Origin of the sequence: Roseobacter ponti (assembly GCF_012932215.1) — a bacterium.
GTDB lineage: Bacteria > Pseudomonadota > Alphaproteobacteria > Rhodobacterales > Rhodobacteraceae > Roseobacter > Roseobacter ponti.
Genome location: NZ_CP048788.1, coordinates 448,013 through 469,341 on the forward strand (window position 1 = coordinate 448,013; position 21,329 = coordinate 469,341).

The window sequence follows — 21,329 nt, forward strand, 5'->3', positions numbered from 1 at the left end:
GGTGGTCTCTCTATCTGGGGCGGTGAACGTGCGCACTCTGCATCAGACCAAAGGCCAGCAGAAGCACCAGCATGGCCGAACCACCATAGCTGACCAGCGGCAGCGGGACGCCGACGACCGGCGCCAGCCCCATGACCATCGACATGTTGACCGCAAAGAACAAAAAGAAGTTGAGCGCGATGCCAAGCGTCAGAAGTGAAGCAAAACGGTCTTTGTTCATCAGCGCAGAGGAGACGCAGAAGATGATGATGAGCGCATACAGCCCCAAGAGCGACAGCGCGCCCATAAAGCCGAATTCCTCTGCCAGAGTGGTAAAGATGAAATCGGTATGCTTTTCGGGCAGAAAGTTCAGCCGGCTCTGGGTGCCCTGCATGAACCCCCGCCCGGTCCAGCCGCCTGAGCCCAGAGCGATCTTTGACTGGGTAATGTGATAGCCTGCGCCCAGCGGGTCGGTGCTGGGATCAAGGAAGGTATCAATGCGGCGGTACTGATAGTCTTTCAGCAGTTGCCAGGGCGTGCCACGTGACTGAAAGACCGCGCTGATCAGCCCGATCCCGCTGGCGATGACAGCGGCGAAATAGGCCCAGTGCACACCGGCCAGAAACATCAGCCCGCCGCCCGCTGCGAGCAGCAGGATAGAGGTGCCGAGATCGGGCTGTTTCAGAACCAGCGCCACCGGGACAAGAATGATCAGAACCGGCAGCAGCACCCAGAAGGGGCGTGATGTCTTGCGGGCCGGCAGCCAGTCGTAATAGGCGGCCAGCAACATCACCAGCGTGATTTTCATCAGCTCAGAAGGCTGAAGCCGCATGAATCCCAGATCAATCCAGCGCTGCGCACCCATGCCCACGGTCCCGAAAAGCTCAACCGCAATCAGCAAAATCAGCGCCCCGAGATAGGCAACGCCTGAGAGGCTGCGCCAGAACCATATGGGCACCATTGCGACCATGATCATCAGCACAAAGCCAAGGGCAAAACGCTTCATCTGCGGCTCGGCCCAAGGGGTGAAAGAGCCACCCGCAACCGAATAGAGCATAAGAAACCCGGCGCCGGAAACCGAGGCCAGCAGAAGTGCCACAGGCCAGTTCAGATGCAGGATCTTGCGCCACCCCGTGGGCGTCGATTTGACCGCGTACTCAAGATAACTCACGCCTGGTCGCTCCCGGGTACTGAGACGAGCGGCTGCATATCGCGCAGGCGTTCCTGCTGCTCGGCAATGCGTTCGCGGTCTTTTGACGGATAGGCCTCGAGCGGGGGCGGGCCGTCGTAAAGCGCCTGCAGCGTGATATCGCGCGCGACGGGGGCTGCGGCTTTGGAGCCGCCGCCGCCATGTTCGACGATCACCGCGACGGCGTATTTCGGATTGTCATAGGGCGCGAAGTTCACAAAAAGCGCATGGTCGCGCCGTTCCCAGGGCAGATCCTCGTTGCGGATCACGCCCGCGCGCCGTTCCGCGGCAGTAATGTTGCGCACCTGGCTGGTACCGGTTTTGCCGGCCATACGCATGGTTTCTTCGATAATGCGCGAGCCGTAGGCTGTGCCGCGCCGGTTGTTCACGACCTCGTACATTGCCCGGCGCATCCGGCGCATGTTGATCTCGCTCACACCGATCGGCTCGCCGGCACGCGAGGGTTCCTCGACGCCGTTTACCGATTTGACCAGCCGTGGTTCAACGGAGCGCCCCGTGGCAATGCGCGCGGTCATCACGGCGAGCTGCATCGGGGATGTCAGCATGAACCCCTGGCCGATAGAGACGTTGACCGTATCGCCGACGCGCCAGCTTTGACCGTAGGTCTGTGATTTCCAGTCCATCGTGGGCGCGAGCCCTTTGGCGACCGCAGACATCGGCACGTCATGCCGGATGCCGAGACCGAATTTGCGAGCCATGGCGGAGATGTTCTCGATGCCGACCTTGATCGCCAGATCGTAGTAATAGACGTCGCAGGAGCGCTTCAGAGAGGTTTCAAGATCAACCCAGCCGTGGCCTGCGCGTTTCCAGCAGTGAAAACGCCTGCCAGAGACTGTCAGGTGTCCGGGACAATATGCGGTATCGTCCGGCCCGATGATGCCTGCCTCCAGACCTGCAAGCGCGGTAATCATTTTGAAAGTTGAGCCGGGAGGATACACACCCTGAACCGTCTTGCTTGCCAGTGGGCGGTATTTGTTGCTGGTCAGCGTTGAGTAATCTTTAGAGGAAATGCCCCGCACAAAAAGATTGGGATCAAATGTCGGAGCGGAGGCACAGGCCAGCAGGTCACCGGTATCACAGTCCATGACCACGGCACTGGCGCTTTCGCCATCAAGACGCGCCTGGACATAACCCTGCAGCTTGGCGTCGATGCTCAGCTGCAGATCAGACCCCGGGATACCCTCGCGCCGGTCAAGTTCGCGCATGACGCGGCCGCTGGCGTTTACTTCCACGCGTTTGGCACCGGCTTTGCCGCGCAAAAGCGGCTCAAGTTTGGTTTCGACGCCGACCTTGCCGATCTGAAACCGGGGGATCATCAGGACAGGCTCCGGATCCTCGATTTTTTCAAGATCGTAATCCGACACGGGCCCGACATATCCCAGAACATGCGCAAAGTCAGAGCCCTGAGGATAGACGCGGCTCAGGCCAACCTCAGGTGTCACACCCGGTAGCGCCGGTGCATTCACTGATACGCGGCTGATCTCTTCCCAGGTCACATCGGAGGCGATTGTCACAGGCAGGAAGGGGGCTGAGCGGCGCAGCTCGTCCTTTACCCGGTCAATGGTCTCTGGCTCGATCGTCATGATCCGGGACAGCCGCGCAAGCGTTGCGTCGATATCGCCTGCATCTTCGCGGACGATAACGATCCGGTATGACGGCGCGTTCTGTGCCAGTCGCACGCCATTGCGGTCAAATACTTCACCGCGCGAAGGCGGGATCAGGCGGACATTTATCCGGTTTTCTTCGGCAAGCAGGCGAAACTGGTCCGCCTGATCGACCTGCAGAAACTGCATCCGTGCCGCCAGCCCGCCCATAAAGAGAAGCTGCGCGCCACCCAGAAGGGCCGCCCGCCGCGAGATCGAGCGGTGGCTGACATCGGTTTCAGCACGTGTGCGTTTCATAGGTGTGCTCCGTCAGAGGCCGGGCGTCGTGTAGGATAGCTGGTCATATGCGGCTTCCGCCGGGTTCAGGATCGCCCGGAGCCGCCTTGCGCACACCCATTATGCCATGGGTAACGGCTGCAACAAGAGGATAGAACAGCATCGTCATGACCATTTCAAACAGCGACAGACCGAAAGGGGGCGGATCGACAAGCGTGAGGATCAGACCGGCCCGATACGCCACAGCGACACCGGCAATCGCGATACAAACTGACAGCCATTCCCCGGCAAAGCTGCCATCGCGCAGCCCGCGCGCCCGGGACTTTAGATTTTCGCAGGCCAGCAACGCCATCAGGGCCCAGAGGCCGGGCGGTCGCTGAAGCAGGAAATCAGCCAGCAGAAACAGGCCCGCCAGCGCCAGTACAGGCACATATTCAGGGCGTCGCACAGACCAGGCGCAGGCCAGCGCCAGCAGGATATCCGGCCCGACCCAGCGACGGGGCGTGGTATCGAGCGGCAACAGATGAAAAAACAGGATCAGACAGACCAGCAGTGCAAAGCTGACCCGCTTGCCCCAGAGACGTGTGACCGGTGCGTCGTTCACTGGCTCACCTCTTCGCGGGCAAGCTCCGGCAGTTGCGGGCCAATCACCGACGGCGTGTCGGACACGGGTTCGGTGCCATGATGGCGGAGCACCCGCAGAAATTCGAGCCGTTCAAAATCGGCAGCCAGCCGGACACGCAGCTGTCCGGACGGGTCGCTGGCCACCTGACCGATCAGCAGGCCCGCAGGAAAGACGCCGCCGTCGCCGGTACTGATCACCCGGTCGCCGGGGCGGATCTGGCCCGGGTTTTCGATAAAGTCCACAAGCGGTGCTGCGGTATTGTCGCCGGCCACAATGGTGCGCTGTCCCGAGGGCTGGATCGATGCAGGGATGCGGCTGGAGGCATCGGTCAGCAGGATCACACGGGCAGTGTTCTGTCCGACCCCTGAGATCCGCCCGACAAGACCGATGCCGTCCATGGTGGCCCAGCCGTCGACGATGCCGTCACGCGCGCCCACGTTCAGGAGTACGGACTGGCGAAAGGGTGAGCCGCTGTCGGCAAGCACCACACCGGAGATCACCGTGAGGCGCGGATCAAGCCGCACGTTGTTGAGATCGAGCAGGCGGGCGTTTTCCTGCTCGAGCTGCACGGCGGCCTCTTTCCAGGCCTGCATCTGGCGCAACTCTGAGCGCAGCTCACGGTTTTGTTCGGCAAGCCGTTGATAGCTCTGAAAATCCTGCAACAGGTTCACCGCACCGGTGACCGGCGCCATGGCCCATTCAAAACCGGGCACAAACCGGTCGGTGATCTGGGCCCGGAACCTTTCAACGCGCGGGCTGTCGATGCGCCAGAGCAGGAAAACACCCAGCAGACAGAGCGCTATCGCGACCAGCAGCAGCCGGCGCAGGGGGCCGGTATAATCGCTGCTTTGTGATCGGTCTCTGGCCATGGGCCCGCTGTCTCCCGCCCGGGTGCAGGCAGGGCGTTCTGCCGCAATCCGAAGTTACGTAACTCTGCGCCGGTCAGCTTTCGTAGTCGATAGCGTGACGCAGCTGTTTTTCATATTCCAGTGCCTTGCCGGTGCCAAGTGCCACGCAGTTGAGCGACTCGTCCGCGATCGAGACCGCAAGCCCGGTCTGCTCGCGCAGTGCCAGATCAAGATCCCCCAGCAGCGCGCCGCCCCCCGTGAGCATCACACCCCGGTCCACGATATCTGCTGCAAGATCGGGCGGTGTTGTCTCAAGTGCGGTCATCACTGCCTCGCAGATCTGCTGCACCGGTTCGGCCAGTGCTTCGGCGATCTGCGCCTGGGTTACTTCGATCTCTTTGGGCACGCCGTTCAGAAGGTCGCGTCCGCGGATCTGCATCGAGGTGCCGCGCCCGTCGTCGGGCATACGCGCCGTGCCGATGGAGGTCTTGATCCGTTCAGCGGTTGTTTCACCCACGAGCAGGTTCTGCTGGCGGCGCAGGTAGCTGATGATCGCCTCGTCCATGCGGTCACCGCCGACGCGCACGGAGCGGGCATAAACGATGTCGCCAAGGCTCAGAACGGCCACTTCGGTGGTACCGCCACCGATATCCACGACCATATTGCCTGTCGGATCCGTGATCGGCATCCCGGCACCGATGGCCGCCGCGATCGGTTCTGCGATCAGACCTGCGCGCCGCGCGCCGGCGCTCAGAACCGACTGGCGGATCGCACGTTTTTCAACCGGGGTGGCGCCGTGGGGCACACAGACGATGATCTTGGGTTTGGAGAAGGTCGAGCGTTTATGCACCTTACGGATAAAGTGCTTGATCATTTCTTCAGCGGTGTCGAAATCGGCGATCACGCCTTCGCGCATCGGGCGGATCGCTTCGATGCTGCCTGGCGTGCGTCCGAGCATCAGCTTGGCATCCTCACCCACGGCGAGCACTTTTTTGACGCCATCCTTAATGTGATAGGCGACCACCGAAGGCTCAGAGAGCACGATGCCTTTGCCTTTAACGTAAACAAGCGTGTTGGCCGTGCCGAGGTCAATCGCCATGTCCGACGAAAAAAGACCACGAAAGCTGTCAAATAGACCCATGAAGATAAACCTTGCCCGAATTCATTGGTCCGTGCCCTGATCGGGCCGGTTGGCATGTGTTATATGCTTAGGCGCAGTTTGGTGAAAGGGGCGTTAACGACGATCTCGGCGTCATCTTGCTTTTTCGTGTCAAAAATGCACCCGGAGTGGCCCCCTTGTGCAACACCTTACCATAAAGCGTTCAGGGCAGGGTCGGCGCGAGGAGGTACATGGCCTCGATGGCGGCACCGGGCTCGGCATCCGGGATGGCCTGGCGGAAAGCCTGTGCCATGGATCCGTTAGCATAAAGCTCTGACAGTGCGCGGTCCACGGCGAGCCGGAAATCGCTGTCCCCGCGCGCCATCGCAAGCCCGTGTTTTTCGACGGTGAGAATACCTTCGAAGATCTTCAGTTTGTCCTGGTTTTCGCTGTTCAGCACCATATCCATAAGGATCGACTGATCGGCGAAATAGGCCTGAATTTCATCGTTCTCCAGCGCGGTCATCCCGTCGGGGTGATTGCTGAAAGAGACAATCTGTGCTTCCAGACCTTCTCGGCTCAATGTGTTTTCCAGCGCCTCTGCCGTTGTTGTGCCGCTGCGCACGCCGATTTTCTGACCCGACAGTCCGCTCAGCGTTTCAGGCGCATCGCGTCGCAGGGCGACCGCTGTGCCATCCACATAAACCGGCTCGGAAAAATCCACGATCTCGCGGCGCGCGAGAGTGATTGTCGACGCACCACAGAGCAGATCAATTTCGCCGTTGGCCACTTTTTCAAAGCGGTTTTTGGTATCCACAGGCTCGAAGATCACGTTGATGTCGGTAAGGCCAAGCTGCTCGCCGATCAGCGGAGCAAGTGCAAAACAGACAATCGGGGTATAGCCCTGAGGGCGGTTGTCTGCCTGATACGACAGCGGTGCTGCGTCGGTTCTGAAACCGAGGCGGATCTCGCCGGTCGATTTGATGCGGTCAAGCGTTTGTGCGCCGGCGGCTACCGGCAATGCAAGAAGGGCAATAACGGCTGAAAGGATGAAGCGCATGGATGTGTCCCCCGAAAGCGGTGCGGTGTTGTCTGTTCGCAATGACCCTAACAGAAATCAGAGCCTGTGCAGCCGGTTTTTGCAGCAGGGGGGGGCGAGAAGCCAGGCGGGGCCCCGCCAGAGGTGACGGGGCCCCGGGGTCATACGGCTTTTACTTCAGCCGACGTCCTTGTAACTGATCTCGCGGCGGTCTTTGCCGCCCTTTTCACGCCGCACCAGCAGGCGGTTGAGCGCGTGGATATAGGCAAGCACAGAGGCCACGACCGTGTCGGTATGCGCTGACTGACCCGTTACGATACGCCCGTCTTCTTCCATACGCACGGAAACCGTCGCCTGAGCGTCGGTGCCTTCGGTCACGGCCGACACCTGATAAAGCTGCAGGCGCGCGGTGTGATCGACCAGTGCCTTGATCGCATTAAAGGAGGCATCGACGGGGCCGTCGCCGGTTTGCTTCGTCTGCTGCTCCTGACCGTCGATCACGAGGGTCAGATCAGCTTCCTGCGGACCGTCAGTGCCGCAGACAACCCGCAGTGATTTCAGCTGGATACGGTCGTTTTCGGGGTCGGACGAGGTGCGCATAAGGGCAATGAGATCGTCGTCGTAGATCTCTTTTTTGCGGTCGGCCAGTTCCTTGAAGCGTACGAAAACGTCCTTGAGCTGGTTGTCGCCCAGCTCAAAACCGAGGTCCTCAAGCTTGGAGCGCAGAGCGGCGCGGCCAGAGTGTTTGCCCATGACAATATTGGTCTCTGAGAGGCCCACGTCTTCGGGCCGCATGATCTCGAAGGTTTCCGCGTTTTTCAGCATGCCGTCCTGGTGGATACCGGACTCGTGCGCAAAGGCGTTCTTGCCCACGATGGCCTTGTTGAACTGCACCGGAAAGCCCGAGACCGTTGCCACGCGGCGCGAGATGTTCATGATTTTGGTGGCATCGATGCCGGTCTGATAGGGCATGATGTCATTGCGGACCTTCAGCGCCATCACCACCTCTTCGAGGGCGGTGTTGCCCGCGCGTTCGCCCAGGCCGTTGATGGTGCATTCGATCTGGCGCGCGCCGGCCTCGACGGCAGCCAGGCTGTTGGCCGTGGCCATGCCCAGGTCGTTATGGCAGTGCGTGGCAAAGGTGATCTCATCCGCACCCGGCACACGCTCCAGCAGCATCCGTATGAGCGCTGCGGATTCGCGCGGTGCGGTATAGCCGACGGTATCGGGGATGTTGATGGTGGTGGCACCGCATTTGATGGCGATTTCCACGACGCGGCAGAGGTAATCCTCCTCCGTGCGGGTGGCATCCATCGGCGACCACTGCACGTTTTCACAAAGGTTGCGCGCCTGGGTCACGGTCTGCTCAATGCGTTCGGCCATCTGGTCCATATCGAGGTTCGGTATCGCCCGGTGCAGCGGCGACGTACCGATAAAGGTATGAATACGCGGGCGTTTTGCGTGTTTCACCGCGTCCCAGCAGCGGTCGATGTCGCCGGGCTGCGCGCGGGCCAGACCGCAGATGACGCTGTGGTTCGCGAGCTTTGCAATCTCTGCCACGGCACTGAAGTCACCTTCAGAGGCGATCGGAAAGCCGGCCTCGATGATATCAACGCCCATCTCGTCCAGAAGCCCCGCGATCTCGAGCTTTTCGGCGTGTGTCATGGTCGCACCAGGGGACTGTTCGCCATCCCGCAAAGTGGTGTCAAAAATCAGGACGCGGTCCTGTTTGTCTGTATCTGTCATTGTCTGGTTCTTTCGTTGTCTGCTGTTTCCTGGCGCGCCGGCGATCCCTCTGAGCGGGCGCGCCGAAAGGGCACGCTCAGAGGCGGCTTAGCAGAAGCAGGGCTGCGGGCGCGCGCAGGGTGCGGGCGCAGGACGGGATATGTGCAGCAGGTCTCATGGGGAATGTTATACCGCAGTGATTCTAAATGGGAAGGGGTTTTGCTGCGGTTGTCGGTTTCGGCGGGCTGGTGCGGGTCGGCCGCCGGGGCTGCTGGCGGGCGCATTCGGCCTGCGCAGAAGCGCGCAGGCCTTGAAGGTCGGTCGCCTGCGGCTAGGTCGGCGGTTATGAGCAGAATACTTGTTATCGGGGCGTCGGGCGGCGTCGGGTCGGCGCTGGTTGCGGGCTGGAAAGCGCGGGGCAGCGAAGTAGTGACGCTGTCGCGGTCCGCAGATGGTCTGGATCTGACGGATGAGGCGTCGGTTGAGGCCGCGCTGGGCGGCCTTACGGGGACGTTTGATGCGGTTGTCGTTGCGACCGGCGCGCTTGAGATCGGTGGGGGTGGGCCGGAAAAGACCATTCGCGCCGTCACGCAGAAAGCGATGCTGGATCAGTTTGCGCTCAATGCGGTCGGCCCGGCGCTGGTGCTGCGGCATGCGGGCGATCTGCTGCCACGCGATGAACGTGCTGTTTTTGCAGTGCTTTCTGCGCGCGTGGGCTCGATCGGGGATAACCGGATCGGTGGCTGGATCAGTTATCGCAGCGCCAAGGCGGCGGTGAACCAGATTGTGCATACGGCGGCGATTGAACTTGCCCGGACGCATCCGGAAAGCATCTGTGTCGCGCTGCACCCTGGCACCGTGGCCACGCCCTTTACCGAAAAGTATCTCGGGCGGCATCCGGCCGTGGCCCCTGAGGAAGCTGCGGACAATCTGATCGGGGTTTTCGAGGGGCTGACGCCTGAGGATACCGGTCTGTTCTTTGACCAGGCCGGCAAGGCGGTGCCCTGGTGAGCCGGCTGGTTCTGGTCCTGGGCGATCAGCTGAACGCGGGGTTGAGCGCGCTGCGCGAGGCGGACCGGGACCGCGACATCGTGGTGATGGCGGAGGTCGTCGATGAGGCCTCTTACGTGCAGCACCACCCCAAGAAAATCGCCCTTGTGTTCGCGGCGATGCGGAAGTTTGCGAAGGGTCTTCGGGACGAGGGCTGGACCGTGCGCTACAGCGAGCTGGATGATACCGAAAACGCGGGCTCAATCGTGGGGGAGCTGCTGCGCCGCGCCGAGGAAACCGGTGCGGATGAGGTGCTGGCCACGGAGCCCGGAGAGTGGCGGCTGATCTCTGCGCTGAAGCACGCGCCGCTCAAGGTACATCTCCTGCCTGATGACAGGTTCATCGCCTCGCATGAGGAATTTGAGACCTGGGTGGAGGGGCGCAAACAGCTGCGCATGGAGTATTTCTACCGCGATATGCGGCGCAAAACCGGGCTGATGATGGAGGGCGACAAACCTGCCGGCGACAAGTGGAATTACGATCACGACAACCGCAAACCGGCACCCGATGAGGTGGAATTCGGCGGGCCGATGCAGTTCACACCGGATGAGACTGTCGAAGCTGTGCTGGATCTCGTTGAGGCGCGTTTCGGCAGTCATTTCGGGGAGTTGCGCCCGTTCTGGTTTGCCACGACCACCGCGCAGGCGCGCCGGGCGCTGACGCATTTTGTCAAACACGCGCTGCCGTCTTTCGGTGACTACCAGGATGCGATGCTCAACGACAACCGCTTTCTTTATCACGCGATTGTCTCGCCCTATCTCAATACCGGGCTGCTGACGCCGCTGGAGGTCTGCGAGGCGGTTGAGGCGGCCTGGAAAGCGGGCGATGTGCCGATCAATGCCGCCGAAGGGTTCATCCGTCAGGTGATCGGCTGGCGCGAGTATGTGCGCGGCATCTATTTCCTTGAAGGGCCGGAGTATCCGCAGCGCAACGGGCTGGATCACAGCCGCGACCTGCCGGATCTCTATTGGGGCGGGAAGACACAGATGAACTGCCTTGCGCGCGCTGTGGAGCAGACCCGCGAGGAGGCCTATGCGCACCATATCCAGCGGCTGATGGTGACGGGTAACTTCGGGCTGCTGGCGGGGGTGCATCCGACGCAGATGCACGAGTGGTATCTGGCGGTTTATGCCGATGCCTTCGAGTGGGTCGAGGCGCCCAATACGGTCGGCATGAGCCAGTTTGCCGATGGCGGCGTGATCGCCTCGAAGCCCTATGTTTCCAGCGGCGCCTATATCAACCGGATGTCGGATTACTGCAAAAACTGCGCCTATTCGGTGAGCAAAAAGACGGGCGAGGGGGCGTGTCCCTTCAACCTGCTTTACTGGCATTTCCTCGACCGTCACCGCGACCGGTTCGAGGGCAATCCGCGTATGGGCAATATGTACCGGACCTGGGACCGTATGGATGCGGACCGGCGCGAAACGGTACTGGCGGAGGCAGCAGATTTCCTCAAGCGGCTGGATGCGGGCGAGAAGGTCTGAGCAGTGCTGCGGTCGGGGCTGCACCGTCCCCGCCGGGACAGGCGGGGCGAATCAAAGGTAAATGCCTGAAAATGATGGAAAATCGCTATGCACTAAGCGTGCACGGCGCGTGCACAACCTGTGCACCGTTCGTGCACCGCAGACCGGGTTAAGAGGGCGTTCGCAGGTTGAGGGCCGGGGACAGGCGCCGGGCGTCCCGGCTCCGGATTTGCGGCCTCTTGCAGACAGTTTGTGGCGCGGGGCTGGCCGGGAACCGATACAGGTGACTGTCTGCTGTGCGGACAAGGCTGCCGTTTGCCGAAAATATGTCAATTTCCGGATTTTGCCCGAATGGTCATAAAAATGGCAGTATTAGCCGACACCGTTGTTTGCAGCACCTTCGGAGAGCAGCAAGATGAGATTTCTTTTCCTGATCGCCGCGTTAATGGTACCTGACATGACGCGAGCAGATAATGCAGACTACGCTGCGTTTCTGCTGGAAGAGAGTTTGCTTGAAAACAAACTCGATAACGGCGTCATACACGTGAACGGGCGCGAATTTCTGATGGGTGATCTTCACGAGTGGCCAAAAGCAAGTGCAGACATCAGAGTTAAATTCATCGTCCGTTCCTCCGTCTGGTTGAGGCAATTTCTGGATAGTGATCCGGTTCTTATGTATCAGGACTTTGAAATTCTTCGTACACGGGATTCGAGCTTTACAGGTGTTCGATACCTTGCACATCAAATGGAACTGGCTCCTGATCCGCCACGAGATTGCGCACACTGCAATTTCGATCTGACCCTGGACCCGATCCTTCAGGTCAACGGCTACGACACCTATGCGGGTCAATTCGGGAGGCTGTATTTTCTACCGGAAAACAGCGCCATTGCTCACGGTTTTCGGTGCTATCTGAAAGCCGACGGCGCGCAAACCGGGGAGCTGCGTTTCTGCAGCGTCACAGTAGTGTATCCGTACGCCACGAACATAGTTTTGAATGGTAGCCGCATTCATCCCGGTACTGTCGCAGAGTATGGTCCGGGTTTTGCTGCGATTGCCGGGCGCATGTTAGAGGTCATCACATGCATCGACATCACCGACAGGCCGGGTTTTAAACAACCCGCTGCATCATCACGGCTACTTGAAAGTCATCCGGGCCTGACCGGGTGCGATATCGACCTTGCCGGGTAGGAACAGCGCTTCAAAAATTTTTCGAAATCAGACCATTGCAGAAATCACAGAACCTGTCGCGTCGGGCTCAGTGCAGTCATTCTCCGTCCTCCGGCATTGTCAACTTTACTTATCGCCTGCACCGTCATTCACGGGCTCATACCCGCCATTCGCTGCGGTACCTCAATAAAGTGCGCTTTGTGCCGCTGATCCGCGCGCGCAGCGCCGACGCCCCGCTTACCCGCCGTCGGTCAGTGCGCCGTTTTCCCAGTCGCCGGTGGCCTCTTCGCCGGTGGCATAGCGCATGGTGCCTTCGCCCTGGCGTTTGCCGGCCTTGAAGGTGCCCTCGTAGACGTCGCCGTTGGCATAGGTCGCGGTGCCTTCGCCTTCGATCTCGCCGCGCACCCAGGCGCCTTCATAGCTGAAGCCGCCGGGCATGGTGATTTTCCCGCTGCCGTGGCGCTGGCCGTCGTCAAACTGGCCTTCATAGACGGTGCCGTCGGGATAGGTGGCGGTGCCGGTGCCCTGGCGCTGGCCGTCGACCCATTCGCCTTCATAGCGGTAGCCGTCGGCATAGGTCATCACGCCGGTGCCGTGGTTTTTGGCATCCCGGAAACCGCCCTCATAGACCACGCCGTTGGTGTAGGTGGCTTTGCCCTCGCCTTCGATCACGCCGGCGGTCCACTGGCCTTCATAGGTGGAGCCGTCGGGATAGGTGATGGTGCCCGTGCCGTCCGCGAGGCCACCCGCAAAGCTGCCCACATAGACGGAGCCGTCAGGATAGGTCACGCGGCCCTGGCCCTCGATCTCGCCCTCGACCCAGGAGCCCGCATAGACATAGCCGTCCTGGGCGGTGAAGGTGCCCTGGCCGTTGCGCAGATCGGCGTTGAACTCGCCCTCATAGATGTCGCCGTTGGCATAGGTGACCTTGCCGGTGCCCTCGCGGCGGCCTGAGACCAGTTCGCCCTCATAGACATCACCATTGGCCTGGGTGAGCTTGCCGGTGCCGTCGATCTGCCCGTCGCGCCAGAGCCCGACATAAACGAGCCCGTCAGGCAGCGTGAGCGTGCCCTGGCCGTTGCGTTTGCCGTCGGTGATCTGGCCCTCATAGACCGCACCATCGGGATAGGTGATGGTGCCGGTGCCTTCTTTGACGCCGTCGATCCAGTCGCCTTTGTATTCATAGCCGCCGGGGCTCTGCATGGTGCCGGTGCCGTGGTGCTGGGCATTGCGGAAGCCGCCTTCGTAGCGCACGCCGTTGGCGTAAAGGGCGATGCCCTGACCGGTGATCGCGCCCTCGGCCCAGGTGCCCTCGTAGGTGCCGCCGTCGGCAAAGGTGATTTTGCCGAAGCCATCGGGTTTGCCCTTGGCGAAGGTGCCCTCATAGACCGAGCCGTTGGGGAAGCGTGCGATGCCGTCGCCTTTGATCTCGCCGTCGATCCACTGGCCTGAGTATTCATAGCCGTTGGGCAGCTTGTAGGTGCCGGTGCCGTGCTGGACCCCGCCTTTAAAGGTGCCCTCATAGACACCACCGTCGTCATATTGCTTGGTCAGCACCTGTCCGTCCTGTGCCATCGCGGACATCGGCAGGAGGGCAAGGCATAGGCATGTTGCGCGAAGTATCATGGTCAACCCGTATAGCGTGTGATGTCGGAGCCTGTCCCCTGAAGGCCCCCGCGCAAACTTAAGCAAAGCCCGGCGCGGGAGCAACGCTCTTTTGGCGGGAAGGGGTGCGCGGGGCTTTTCACCAGGCGCTGATCTGCTACATCACCCGTCATTGTACAGGAAAGGCCGTGCGCAATGTCGGATCGTTTTCGCATCACACTGGGGCAGCTGAACCCGACCGTTGGTGATCTGGCGGGCAATGCAGCCCTTGCGCGCGAGGCATGGGAGGCGGGGCGCGACGCCGGTGCCGATATCGTGGCACTGCCGGAGATGTTCATCACCGGCTATAACGCGCAGGATCTGGTGATGCGGCGGGCGTTTCAGCTCGATGTGATGACGCATATCGAGGCGCTGGCGGCGGAGTGTGCCGAGGGGCCCGCGCTGGCCATCGGAGCGCCCTGGGTCGAGGGCACAAAACTCTATAACGCCTGTCTGATTCTCAAAGGCGGGAAGATCGTCTCGACGGTGCTGAAACATCATCTGCCCAATGAGACCGTCTTTGACGAGGTGCGGATTTTTGACGCGGGGCCTCTGGGCGGGCCCTATTCGGTGGGGAACAGTCGCGTGGGCAGCCCGATCTGCGAGGATGCCTGGCACGAGGATGTGGCGGAGACCCTGGCGGAGACGGGGGCGGAGTTCCTGCTGGTGCCCAATGGCTCGCCATATTACCGGGGCAAGTTTGATACGCGCATCAACCATATGGTCGCCCGCGTGGTCGAGACGGGCCTGCCGCTGATTTATCTCAACATGGTCGGCGGGCAGGATGATCAGGTCTTTGACGGGGCCTCTTTCGGGCTCAATCCCGGCGGCGAGCTTGCCGTGCAGCTGCCGGTTTTTGACGCGACCATTGCGCATGTGGATCTGGAACGCGGGCCGGAGGGCTGGCGGATTGTACCCGGTGAGAAGGCCGCACATCCCGGGGAATACGAGCAGGATTACCGGGTGATGGTCACCGCTCTGCGCGATTACATGCGCAAGACGGGGTTTAAGAAGGTGCTGCTGGGGCTGTCGGGCGGAGTGGATTCGGCGATTGTCGCGGCGATCGCCGTCGATGCGCTGGGTGCTGAGAATGTGCGCTGTGTGATGCTGCCGTCGGAATATACCTCGCAGAGTTCGCTGGAGGATGCCGAAGCCGTGGCGAAAGCGCTGGGCTGCCGCTATGATTACGTGCCGATCACGAAAGGGCGCGCGGCGATCACCGAGACGCTGGAGCCGCTTTTTGAAGGGCTGGAGCCCGGGCTGACAGAGGAAAACATCCAGTCGCGGCTGCGCGGTCTGCTGCTGATGGCGCTCAGCAATAAGTTCGGCGAAATGCTGCTGACGACGGGCAATAAATCCGAGGTGGCGGTCGGATATGCCACAATCTACGGCGATATGGCGGGGGGGTATAACCCGATCAAGGATCTTTATAAGACCCGTGTGTTCGAGACCTGCCGCTGGCGCAATGACAATCACCGCGACTGGATGTCGGGGCCTGAGGGCGAGGTGATCCCGGTGCGGGTCATCGAAAAGCCGCCCTCTGCCGAGCTGCGTGAAGACCAGAAAGACAGCGACAGCCTGCCCGATTACCCGGAGCTTGACGCGATGCTGGAGATCCTCGTGGATCAGGCGGGCTCGATTGAGGACTGCGTGGCGGCGGGGTTTGACCGGGAGGTGGCGAAAAAGGTCGAGCACCTTATCTATATCTCTGAATATAAACGCTTTCAGTCGGCACCTGGTGCGCGTCTGACCAAAGGAGCCTTCTGGCTCGACCGGCGCTATCCGATTGTGAACCGCTGGCGCGATCCGTCCTGACGCCTGCAGAAACGGCCACGGATTTGTGAGTTGGTTCTGGCCGGCAGGCAGGCCAGAGTGCGGGTCTGAGCGCTGACCGGAGGGATCATGATCCGACATCTGACAATTGCCACCGCCTTTGTGCTGGGTGCCGGTGCGGCTGACGCCTGCGGGCCGGACAGCGACTGTATGATCGGCGAGCGGCACTACCGCATTGCGATGCCTGAAGGACACGATGGCACCACGCCGGTGCCGGCGATTGTGTTCTCGCACGGCTATCGCGGAACGGCGTCGGGGGTGATGCGCAACGGGTCACTGCGCGGTGTGGCGAGTGATCTGGGTGCGGCGCTTATTGCTGTGAAGTCCGGGGATCAGGGCTGGGCCATACCCAATGCGCCGCGCAATATGGACACGGACGGTGCGGAGGAGTTTGCCTATTTCCGCGCGGTTCTGGACGATGCGACGGCGCGTTTTTCCATTGACCCTGAACGCGTGATGGCCACCGGTTTCAGCGCGGGCGGGATGATGACCTGGAACCTTGCGTGCTCAATGAGCGACCGGTTTGCGGGGTTCGTGCCGGTGTCCGGCACGTTCTGGCTCAGGCCGCCGGAGGCCTGTGTCGCCCCGGTGGCAAATATCATCCACATTCACGGTGACCGGGACACGACCGTACCTCTTGAGGGCCGCCCGATCGGGCCGACAAAGCAGGGCGAGGTGGGCGAGGCGCTGGCGATGTACAGTGACTTTGGCGGCTTTGCACCGGTGTCGGAAGGCACGCAGTATGGCGGGCTGACCTGCGATGCCAGCGCGAATGACGCAGGCGATGTGCTGAAGTTCTGCCTGTTCGAGGGCGGTCACTCGTTCCGCACCGAGCATCTGCGCTTTGGCTGGGAGCAGCTGCGGGAGGCGGGGCGTCTGTGAACGCCCGCGCCTCAGAGTAAAGACGGGCGGCGTGCGCCGCCCCGCCGCCGTTTACAGCATCAGCTGATAGCTGTGCGGCACATACTTAAAGCCGTCGTCGCGCGTCTCGACGTAGCCCACACCCGGCCAGGGCATATGATAGCCCACAAAGGCGGTTTTATCGGCAGCCAGCATGTCGAGGATGCGGCGGCGTGTTGCGGCGGCTGCGGCCTTGTCCATGTCAAACTTGACCTCCCAGTCGGGATAGCCCAGCGACCAGACATAGTGGTTGGCGAAATCCGCGCCCAGCAGCAGCTGTGTGCCACCGTTCTCGACCATGTAGTTCATGTGGCCCGGCGTGTGGCCGAAGGCGGCCATAGCGGTGAGGCCGGAGGCGACGGAGCCGCCGTCTTCCAGGAAGGTGAACTGCTCGGCGAAGGGCTCGATCTTGGCTTTGAAGTTGTCATTGTCCTGGGTCGCCCAGGCATCGAATTCCACGCGGCCGGTGACATAGCGCGCATTCGGATAGGTCAGGCTGCCGTCTTCGAGGGTCATGCCGCCGATGTGGTCGCCGTGCATGTGGGTGATGACAACGACATCGACCTGATCGGCGGTATAGCCTGCGGCTTCCAGAGCCGCAGTGGTGCCGGCACCCGAGAGGCCGGTGTCAAAGAGCACCAGCTCGCCGCCGGTGTTCACGATCGTGGGCGTGAAGAAGAACTGTGCCGCGTCGATCGGCAGGTTGTTTTCGGCGGAGACCGTGTTGAAGGTCTCGGCATCCACGTTCATGCCAAAGATGCTCTGCGGCTCTGGGCGCGTGGCGGTGCCGGCGAGCAGAGTCGTGACATCGAATTCGCCGACCTTGAGGCGCTGATAGGGAGCCATCTGCGCGCCCATCAGGGGAGCGCCCGCGCGCGTGGCCCCGGCGGTTGCGGCGGCCAGCGGCAGGGCGGCGGCACCGGAAAGGATTGTACGGCGGGAGAACGACGGTGTTTGCGACATTGAATAAGGCTCCATTTGTGTCAGACCGACAGTAAGTAGTGTGATTGCAGCGGTTGCCCAGGGTACTCTGCGCCAGCGGGCATCAGAATTTCGTGAGGGTGGGATGGAACAGAGCGGACCGGACGACGTAGCAGCATATCTCGACACGGTACTGCCGCCCCGGCGGCAGGCGGATGCGCGGCGTCTCGACAGGATCTTTCGTGAGGTGACCGGCTGGGTGCCGCGACTGTGGTCGGGCAGCATTCTGGGGTATGGCAGCTATGCCTATACCTATGCGTCCGGGCGCAGCGGCACCTATCTGGCCACCGGGTTTGCGCCGCGCCGCGCCAAGCTCTCGGTTTATATCATGCCGGGATATGCAGATTTCGACCCGCTTCTGGCGCAGCTGGGAAAGCACAAAAAGGGCAGGGCCTGTCTTTATATCAACACCCTGAGCGATGTGGATGAAGAGGTGCTGGCCCGTCTGATCCGCGCGGGTCTTGAGGACCTTGGACAGCGGTGGAAAATCACGCCGGCCCCGGGCGGTTAGCTGGACAATTGCCCCCCCCTGTGACACTGCACGCACAACAGGAGACACCAGATGACCACCACGCGTTTCGCCCCGTCGCCCACCGGCTATATCCACATCGGCAACCTGCGCACGGCGCTGATGAACTATCTCATCGCGCGCAGGGCGGGCGGCACGTTCATTCTGCGCATCGACGACACCGATCCGGAGCGCTCGAAAGAAGAATATGTCGACGGGATCAAGCGGGATCTGGAATGGCTGGGGCTGAACTGGGACCGCACGGAGCGGCAGTCAGAGCGGCTGGACCGCTATCACGATGCCGCCGACCGGCTGCGGAAGATGGAGCGGTTTTACGAGGCGTTTGAGACGCCCACGGAGCTGGATCTCAAACGCAAAAAACAGCTTAATATGGGTAAACCGCCGGTTTATGACCGCGCGGCGCTGGCGCTGACTGAGGCGGAGCGTGATGCGCTGCGGGCGGAGCGCGGGAACGGCGTCTGGCGGTTCCTGCTCGATCAGCAGCGCATCGAATGGCACGACGGGATCCTCGGTGACATCTCCATCGATGCGGCGAGTGTATCTGACCCGGTGCTCATTCGCGGCGACGGCCAGGTGCTTTATACGCTGGCCTCGGTGGTGGATGATACCGAGATGGGTGTGACCCATGTGGTGCGCGGGTCGGACCATGTGACGAATACCGCGACACAGATCCAGATCATCGAGGCGCTGGGGGGCACGGTGCCCTCGTTTGCGCATCACTCGCTGCTGACCGGGCCGCAGGGTGAGGCGCTGAGCAAACGTCTGGGCACGCTGGCGCTGCGCGATCTGCGCGCGCAGGGAGTGGAGCCTGCGGCCCTGCTCAGCCTGATGGCGCGGCTGGGGTCCAGCGATCCGGTGGAGCTGCAGACGGAGATGTCGGGGCTCATTGACGGGTTTGATATCGGGCGGTTCGGTTCTGCGCCGACGAAATTCGACGTACAGGATCTTTTTCCGCTCACCGCGCGGTACCTCGCCGGTCTGCCGCTGGAGGCGGTGGCCGACAGGATCGCCGCTGCCGGTGTGCCGGATGACAAAGCCGCGCGTTTCTGGGAAGTCACGCGGGAGAATATCACCACACTCGCGGATCTGGAGCCCTGGTGGGTGATGATGCGCGATGGCGCGGAGCCGGTGATTGCCGATGAGGACAAAGCGTTCGTGGCCGAAGCCATGGCGCTGCTGCCGGAAGGCCCCTTTGACGATCAGACCTGGAGCACCTGGACCACGGCCGTGAAGGAGGCCACGGGCCGCAAAGGGCGCGGTCTTTTCATGCCGCTGCGCCATGCGCTCACCGGTCAGACCCACGGGCCGGATATGTCGGCGCTGATGCCGCTGCTGCAGGTTGTCAAAGCCCGCGGTTGACAGACCACGCGCCGCTGCTGAGGGTGCGGGATGAGCGATGCGCGGGCGAAATTTCTGACAGGCAGTCTTTTCAGGCATGTCACCGTTATGTCGCTGACATCGTCGGTCGGGTTGCTTGCGATCTTCGCGGTCGATTTTATCGACATGATTTTCATCGCGATGCTGGGCAAGGCGGAACTTGCCGCGGCAGTGGGCTATGCGGCGACGATCCTGTTTTTCACAACATCCTTCGGCATTGGCCTTGCGATTGCAGCCGGTGCGCTGGTGGCGCGCGCTCTGGGGGCGGGCGACGCGGCCCTCGCCGCAGAACGCCGCACCCATTCGTTGCTTTACGGCGTGCTTCTGAGCCTTGGATTTGCGGCGCTGACCTGGGTGTTTCTTCCGCAGCTGGTGTCGCTTCTGGGAGCAACGGGCGAGGTTGCGGAACTGGCCGTCGGCTACCTGCGGATCGTGGTGCCCAGCCTGCCTTTGCTGGTGATCGGGATGATGGCGGGGGCTATCCTGCGCGCCCATGGTGATGCGCGGCGCTCGATGATGGCGACGATCTGGGGCGGGGTGACCAATGCGGTACTCGACCCGGTACTGATCTTTGGCCTCGGGCTTGATCTGACGGGGGCGGCGCTGGCCTCGGTTGCGGCACGGGTTGTGATCGCCGGGACGGCGATGGTGCCGATCATGCGTCACTATGGCGGTGTCGGGCGCCCCACAGCGGCGGGGATGCTGCGTGATCTGGTACCGCTCGCGGCCATCGGTCTGCCGGCCATCCTGACGCAGCTGGCCACGCCTGCAGGCCAGGCGATCGTGACCCGCGCCATGGCTGTTTATGGTGAGGCGGCGGTCGCCGGCATGGCCATCACCGGCCGTCTGAGCATGCTGTCGTTCGCGGTGATCTTTGCCCTCTCCGGGGCTGTCGGTCCGATCCTGGGGCAGAACTTCGGAGCGCGCGATTTTGAGCGGGTACGGGCCGGTTTCCGCGCGGCGCTGCTTTTTACCGGGATCGTCGTCGTCACGGTCTCGGCACTGCTTTTTGTGCTGCGCGCACCGATCGCGGGGCTCTTCGCGGCACAGGGGATCACGCGCGAGCTGGTCTATCTGTTCTGCGGGCCGCTCTCGCTGCTGTTTTTCTTCAACGGCGTGCTGTTCGTGGCCAATGCCGGGTTCAACAACCTCGGTCATCCGTTCTGGTCCACTTTTCTCAACTGGGGGCGCAATACTGTCGGGATGCTGCCGCTGGTCTGGCTGGGGTCTGCCACGCTGGGCGCGTCCGGTGTGCTGATCGGTCAGGCCGCGGCCGGTGTCATATTCGGTCTGCTGGCCTGGGGGCTGGCGCGGCGGGTCATGCAGACACCCGATGAGGTGCCTGAGGGCATGGCCTCAGAATATTCAGAAATCGGGCGGCAGGGACGCCTCATGGCGCTCCTGCACCTGCGCCGATAGCCGCTCGAGGTTTTCATCGACAAGCCCTCTTTCGGCGTCTGACAGGGTCTGGTGGCGCGGGTATTGAGGATCCTCGCGATCGTTGAGGATCGGGGTTTCCCAGCCGTCCGTGGTGTCAAAAAACCGCCGGACGCCGTCCTCGCCGTAAACCTCGTTAAATCCCTGGATCACCACGTCGAGATAGCTGAGCAGGATGATATGGCTCTCCCGCTCCAGAAAATTGTCCGAATTGACGGCATAAACCGCGATCTCAGGCTCGGCGCTGTGACTGTGCGTGATGTCTTTATGCGCGGCCAGACGGTCATAGCCGGCCTCGCGGGCGTCGAGTGCGCCCCAGTCGGCATCCGGCACCTGTGCGATCAGACCGTCGATCTTGTGGTCGGGTGCGGGCACCCCGGTCAGCAGCACAACGCCAAAGCGCGGGGTGGCCACCCAGGCGCGCCGCCAGCCTTTCAGTGTGGCGGGTTGCGGGTCGGGATAGTTGTGCGTTCTCGTATTAACGAGGCTGCCATAACCAAAGAAATAGGGGTCGCTCATCGGGCACTTCCGCGTCAGGTCCC

18 protein-coding genes are annotated in these 21,329 nt (G+C 61.9%); 8 read left to right on the plus strand and 10 right to left on the minus strand.

Features of this window, described 5'->3' with window-relative positions; all coding sequences use genetic code 11:
* Nucleotides 1-10 precede the first annotated feature (10 nt).
* From rodA to G3256_RS02185, 7 genes are all read right to left on the minus strand, one after another.
* Nucleotides 11-1,150, minus strand: coding sequence for a rod shape-determining protein RodA (gene rodA / locus G3256_RS02155; protein WP_169639275.1), 1,140 nt, complete (start codon nucleotides 1,148-1,150; stop codon nucleotides 11-13).
* Entirely contained in the window at nucleotides 1,147-3,090 is a 1,944-nt protein-coding gene (gene mrdA / locus G3256_RS02160) for a penicillin-binding protein 2 (RefSeq protein ID WP_169639276.1), read from the minus strand. The genes rodA and mrdA overlap by 4 nt, the downstream gene beginning before the upstream one ends.
* Nucleotides 3,091-3,133: 43 nt before the next feature.
* Nucleotides 3,134-3,673 (minus strand): rod shape-determining protein MreD, encoded by a 540-nt coding sequence (locus tag G3256_RS02165; protein WP_169639277.1) that lies wholly within the window; start codon nucleotides 3,671-3,673, stop codon nucleotides 3,134-3,136.
* Nucleotides 3,670-4,563: a rod shape-determining protein MreC gene (gene mreC, locus G3256_RS02170; protein WP_169639278.1), complete on the minus strand. Its 894-nt coding sequence runs from the start codon at nucleotides 4,561-4,563 to the stop codon at nucleotides 3,670-3,672. The genes G3256_RS02165 and mreC overlap by 4 nt, the downstream gene beginning before the upstream one ends.
* A 73-nt stretch (nucleotides 4,564-4,636) precedes the next feature.
* The gene (locus G3256_RS02175) at nucleotides 4,637-5,683 is read right to left on the minus strand and encodes a rod shape-determining protein (protein WP_169639279.1); all 1,047 of its coding nucleotides are present in this window, start codon (nucleotides 5,681-5,683) and stop codon (nucleotides 4,637-4,639) included.
* Nucleotides 5,684-5,864: 181 nt separating this feature from the next.
* A complete protein-coding gene (locus G3256_RS02180) occupies nucleotides 5,865-6,701 on the minus strand; it encodes an amino acid ABC transporter substrate-binding protein (RefSeq protein WP_169639280.1) in 837 nt (278 codons plus the stop codon).
* A 156-nt stretch (nucleotides 6,702-6,857) separates the two neighbouring features.
* Entirely contained in the window at nucleotides 6,858-8,426 is a 1,569-nt protein-coding gene (locus G3256_RS02185) for a 2-isopropylmalate synthase (RefSeq protein ID WP_169639281.1), read from the minus strand.
* Between the two features lie 324 nt (nucleotides 8,427-8,750).
* On the opposite strand from G3256_RS02185, the gene G3256_RS02190 reads away from it, so the two are divergent.
* The 3 genes from G3256_RS02190 to G3256_RS02200 all read left to right on the plus strand — a co-directional run bounded on the left by G3256_RS02190 (nucleotide 8,751) and on the right by G3256_RS02200 (nucleotide 12,107).
* The gene (locus G3256_RS02190) at nucleotides 8,751-9,416 is read left to right on the plus strand and encodes an SDR family NAD(P)-dependent oxidoreductase (RefSeq protein WP_169639282.1); all 666 of its coding nucleotides are present in this window, start codon (nucleotides 8,751-8,753) and stop codon (nucleotides 9,414-9,416) included.
* The gene (locus tag G3256_RS02195) at nucleotides 9,413-10,939 is read left to right on the plus strand and encodes a cryptochrome/photolyase family protein (protein ID WP_206040780.1); all 1,527 of its coding nucleotides are present in this window, start codon (nucleotides 9,413-9,415) and stop codon (nucleotides 10,937-10,939) included. Before G3256_RS02190 ends, G3256_RS02195 begins: the two co-directional genes overlap by 4 nt.
* A 394-nt stretch (nucleotides 10,940-11,333) precedes the next feature.
* The gene (locus G3256_RS02200) at nucleotides 11,334-12,107 is read left to right on the plus strand and encodes a hypothetical protein (protein ID WP_169639283.1); all 774 of its coding nucleotides are present in this window, start codon (nucleotides 11,334-11,336) and stop codon (nucleotides 12,105-12,107) included.
* Between the two features lie 216 nt (nucleotides 12,108-12,323).
* Here the strand turns inward: G3256_RS02200 and G3256_RS02205 are convergent, their stop codons facing one another.
* The gene (locus G3256_RS02205; RefSeq protein WP_169639284.1) at nucleotides 12,324-13,712 is read right to left on the minus strand and encodes an MORN repeat-containing protein; all 1,389 of its coding nucleotides are present in this window, start codon (nucleotides 13,710-13,712) and stop codon (nucleotides 12,324-12,326) included.
* Between the two features lie 174 nt (nucleotides 13,713-13,886).
* On the opposite strand from G3256_RS02205, the gene G3256_RS02210 reads away from it, so the two are divergent.
* Nucleotides 13,887-15,545: an NAD+ synthase gene (locus G3256_RS02210; protein ID WP_169639285.1), complete on the plus strand. Its 1,659-nt coding sequence runs from the start codon at nucleotides 13,887-13,889 to the stop codon at nucleotides 15,543-15,545.
* Between the two features lie 87 nt (nucleotides 15,546-15,632).
* Nucleotides 15,633-16,445 (plus strand): CE1 family esterase, encoded by an 813-nt coding sequence (locus tag G3256_RS02215; RefSeq protein WP_169639286.1) that lies wholly within the window; start codon nucleotides 15,633-15,635, stop codon nucleotides 16,443-16,445.
* A 51-nt stretch (nucleotides 16,446-16,496) separates the two neighbouring features.
* Here G3256_RS02215 and G3256_RS02220 read toward each other — a convergent pair whose 3' ends face one another.
* Complete coding sequence (locus tag G3256_RS02220; RefSeq protein WP_169639287.1) at nucleotides 16,497-17,426, minus strand: MBL fold metallo-hydrolase; 930 nt, start codon at nucleotides 17,424-17,426, stop codon at nucleotides 16,497-16,499.
* 103 nt (nucleotides 17,427-17,529) lie between these two features.
* On the opposite strand from G3256_RS02220, the gene G3256_RS02225 reads away from it, so the two are divergent.
* Genes G3256_RS02225 through G3256_RS02235 form a run of 3 tightly spaced genes read left to right on the plus strand, consistent with a single transcriptional unit; the run spans nucleotide 17,530 to nucleotide 20,769 of the window.
* Entirely contained in the window at nucleotides 17,530-17,955 is a 426-nt protein-coding gene (locus G3256_RS02225) for a DUF1801 domain-containing protein (protein ID WP_169639288.1), read from the plus strand.
* A gap of 51 nt (nucleotides 17,956-18,006) precedes the next feature.
* Nucleotides 18,007-19,332, plus strand: coding sequence for a glutamate--tRNA ligase (gene gltX, locus G3256_RS02230; RefSeq protein ID WP_169639289.1), 1,326 nt, complete (start codon nucleotides 18,007-18,009; stop codon nucleotides 19,330-19,332).
* Nucleotides 19,333-19,362: 30 nt separating this feature from the next.
* On the plus strand, nucleotides 19,363-20,769 hold the full coding sequence (locus G3256_RS02235) for an MATE family efflux transporter (protein ID WP_169639290.1): 1,407 nt from the start codon (nucleotides 19,363-19,365) through the stop codon (nucleotides 20,767-20,769).
* On the opposite strand, the gene G3256_RS02240 is transcribed toward G3256_RS02235, so the two are convergent.
* Nucleotides 20,716-21,306, minus strand: a complete 591-nt coding sequence (locus G3256_RS02240) for a gamma-glutamylcyclotransferase family protein (RefSeq protein ID WP_169639291.1) — start codon at nucleotides 21,304-21,306, stop codon at nucleotides 20,716-20,718. The two genes, G3256_RS02235 and G3256_RS02240, sit on opposite strands and share 54 nt — an antisense overlap.
* Between the last annotated feature and the right edge of the window lie 23 nt (nucleotides 21,307-21,329).

Bases quoted from the DNA above. Each gene is read 5' to 3' on its own strand.
- mrdA (WP_169639276.1), bottom strand. From the start codon at position 3,090: ATGAAACGCACACGTGCTGAAACCGATGTCAGCCACCGCTCGATCTCG.
- mreC (WP_169639278.1), bottom strand. From the start codon at position 4,563: ATGGCCAGAGACCGATCACAAAGCAGCGATTATACCGGCCCCCTGCGC.
- G3256_RS02175 (WP_169639279.1), bottom strand. From the start codon at position 5,683: ATGGGTCTATTTGACAGCTTTCGTGGTCTTTTTTCGTCGGACATGGCG.
- G3256_RS02180 (WP_169639280.1), bottom strand. From the start codon at position 6,701: ATGCGCTTCATCCTTTCAGCCGTTATTGCCCTTCTTGCATTGCCGGTA.
- G3256_RS02185 (WP_169639281.1), bottom strand. From the start codon at position 8,426: ATGACAGATACAGACAAACAGGACCGCGTCCTGATTTTTGACACCACT.
- G3256_RS02190 (WP_169639282.1), top strand. From the start codon at position 8,751: ATGAGCAGAATACTTGTTATCGGGGCGTCGGGCGGCGTCGGGTCGGCG.
- G3256_RS02200 (WP_169639283.1), top strand. From the start codon at position 11,334: ATGAGATTTCTTTTCCTGATCGCCGCGTTAATGGTACCTGACATGACG.
- G3256_RS02205 (WP_169639284.1), bottom strand. From the start codon at position 13,712: ATGATACTTCGCGCAACATGCCTATGCCTTGCCCTCCTGCCGATGTCC.
- G3256_RS02210 (WP_169639285.1), top strand. From the start codon at position 13,887: ATGTCGGATCGTTTTCGCATCACACTGGGGCAGCTGAACCCGACCGTT.
- G3256_RS02215 (WP_169639286.1), top strand. From the start codon at position 15,633: ATGATCCGACATCTGACAATTGCCACCGCCTTTGTGCTGGGTGCCGGT.
- G3256_RS02220 (WP_169639287.1), bottom strand. From the start codon at position 17,426: ATGTCGCAAACACCGTCGTTCTCCCGCCGTACAATCCTTTCCGGTGCC.
- G3256_RS02225 (WP_169639288.1), top strand. From the start codon at position 17,530: ATGGAACAGAGCGGACCGGACGACGTAGCAGCATATCTCGACACGGTA.
- gltX (WP_169639289.1), top strand. From the start codon at position 18,007: ATGACCACCACGCGTTTCGCCCCGTCGCCCACCGGCTATATCCACATC.
- G3256_RS02235 (WP_169639290.1), top strand. From the start codon at position 19,363: ATGAGCGATGCGCGGGCGAAATTTCTGACAGGCAGTCTTTTCAGGCAT.
- G3256_RS02240 (WP_169639291.1), bottom strand. From the start codon at position 21,306: ATGAGCGACCCCTATTTCTTTGGTTATGGCAGCCTCGTTAATACGAGA.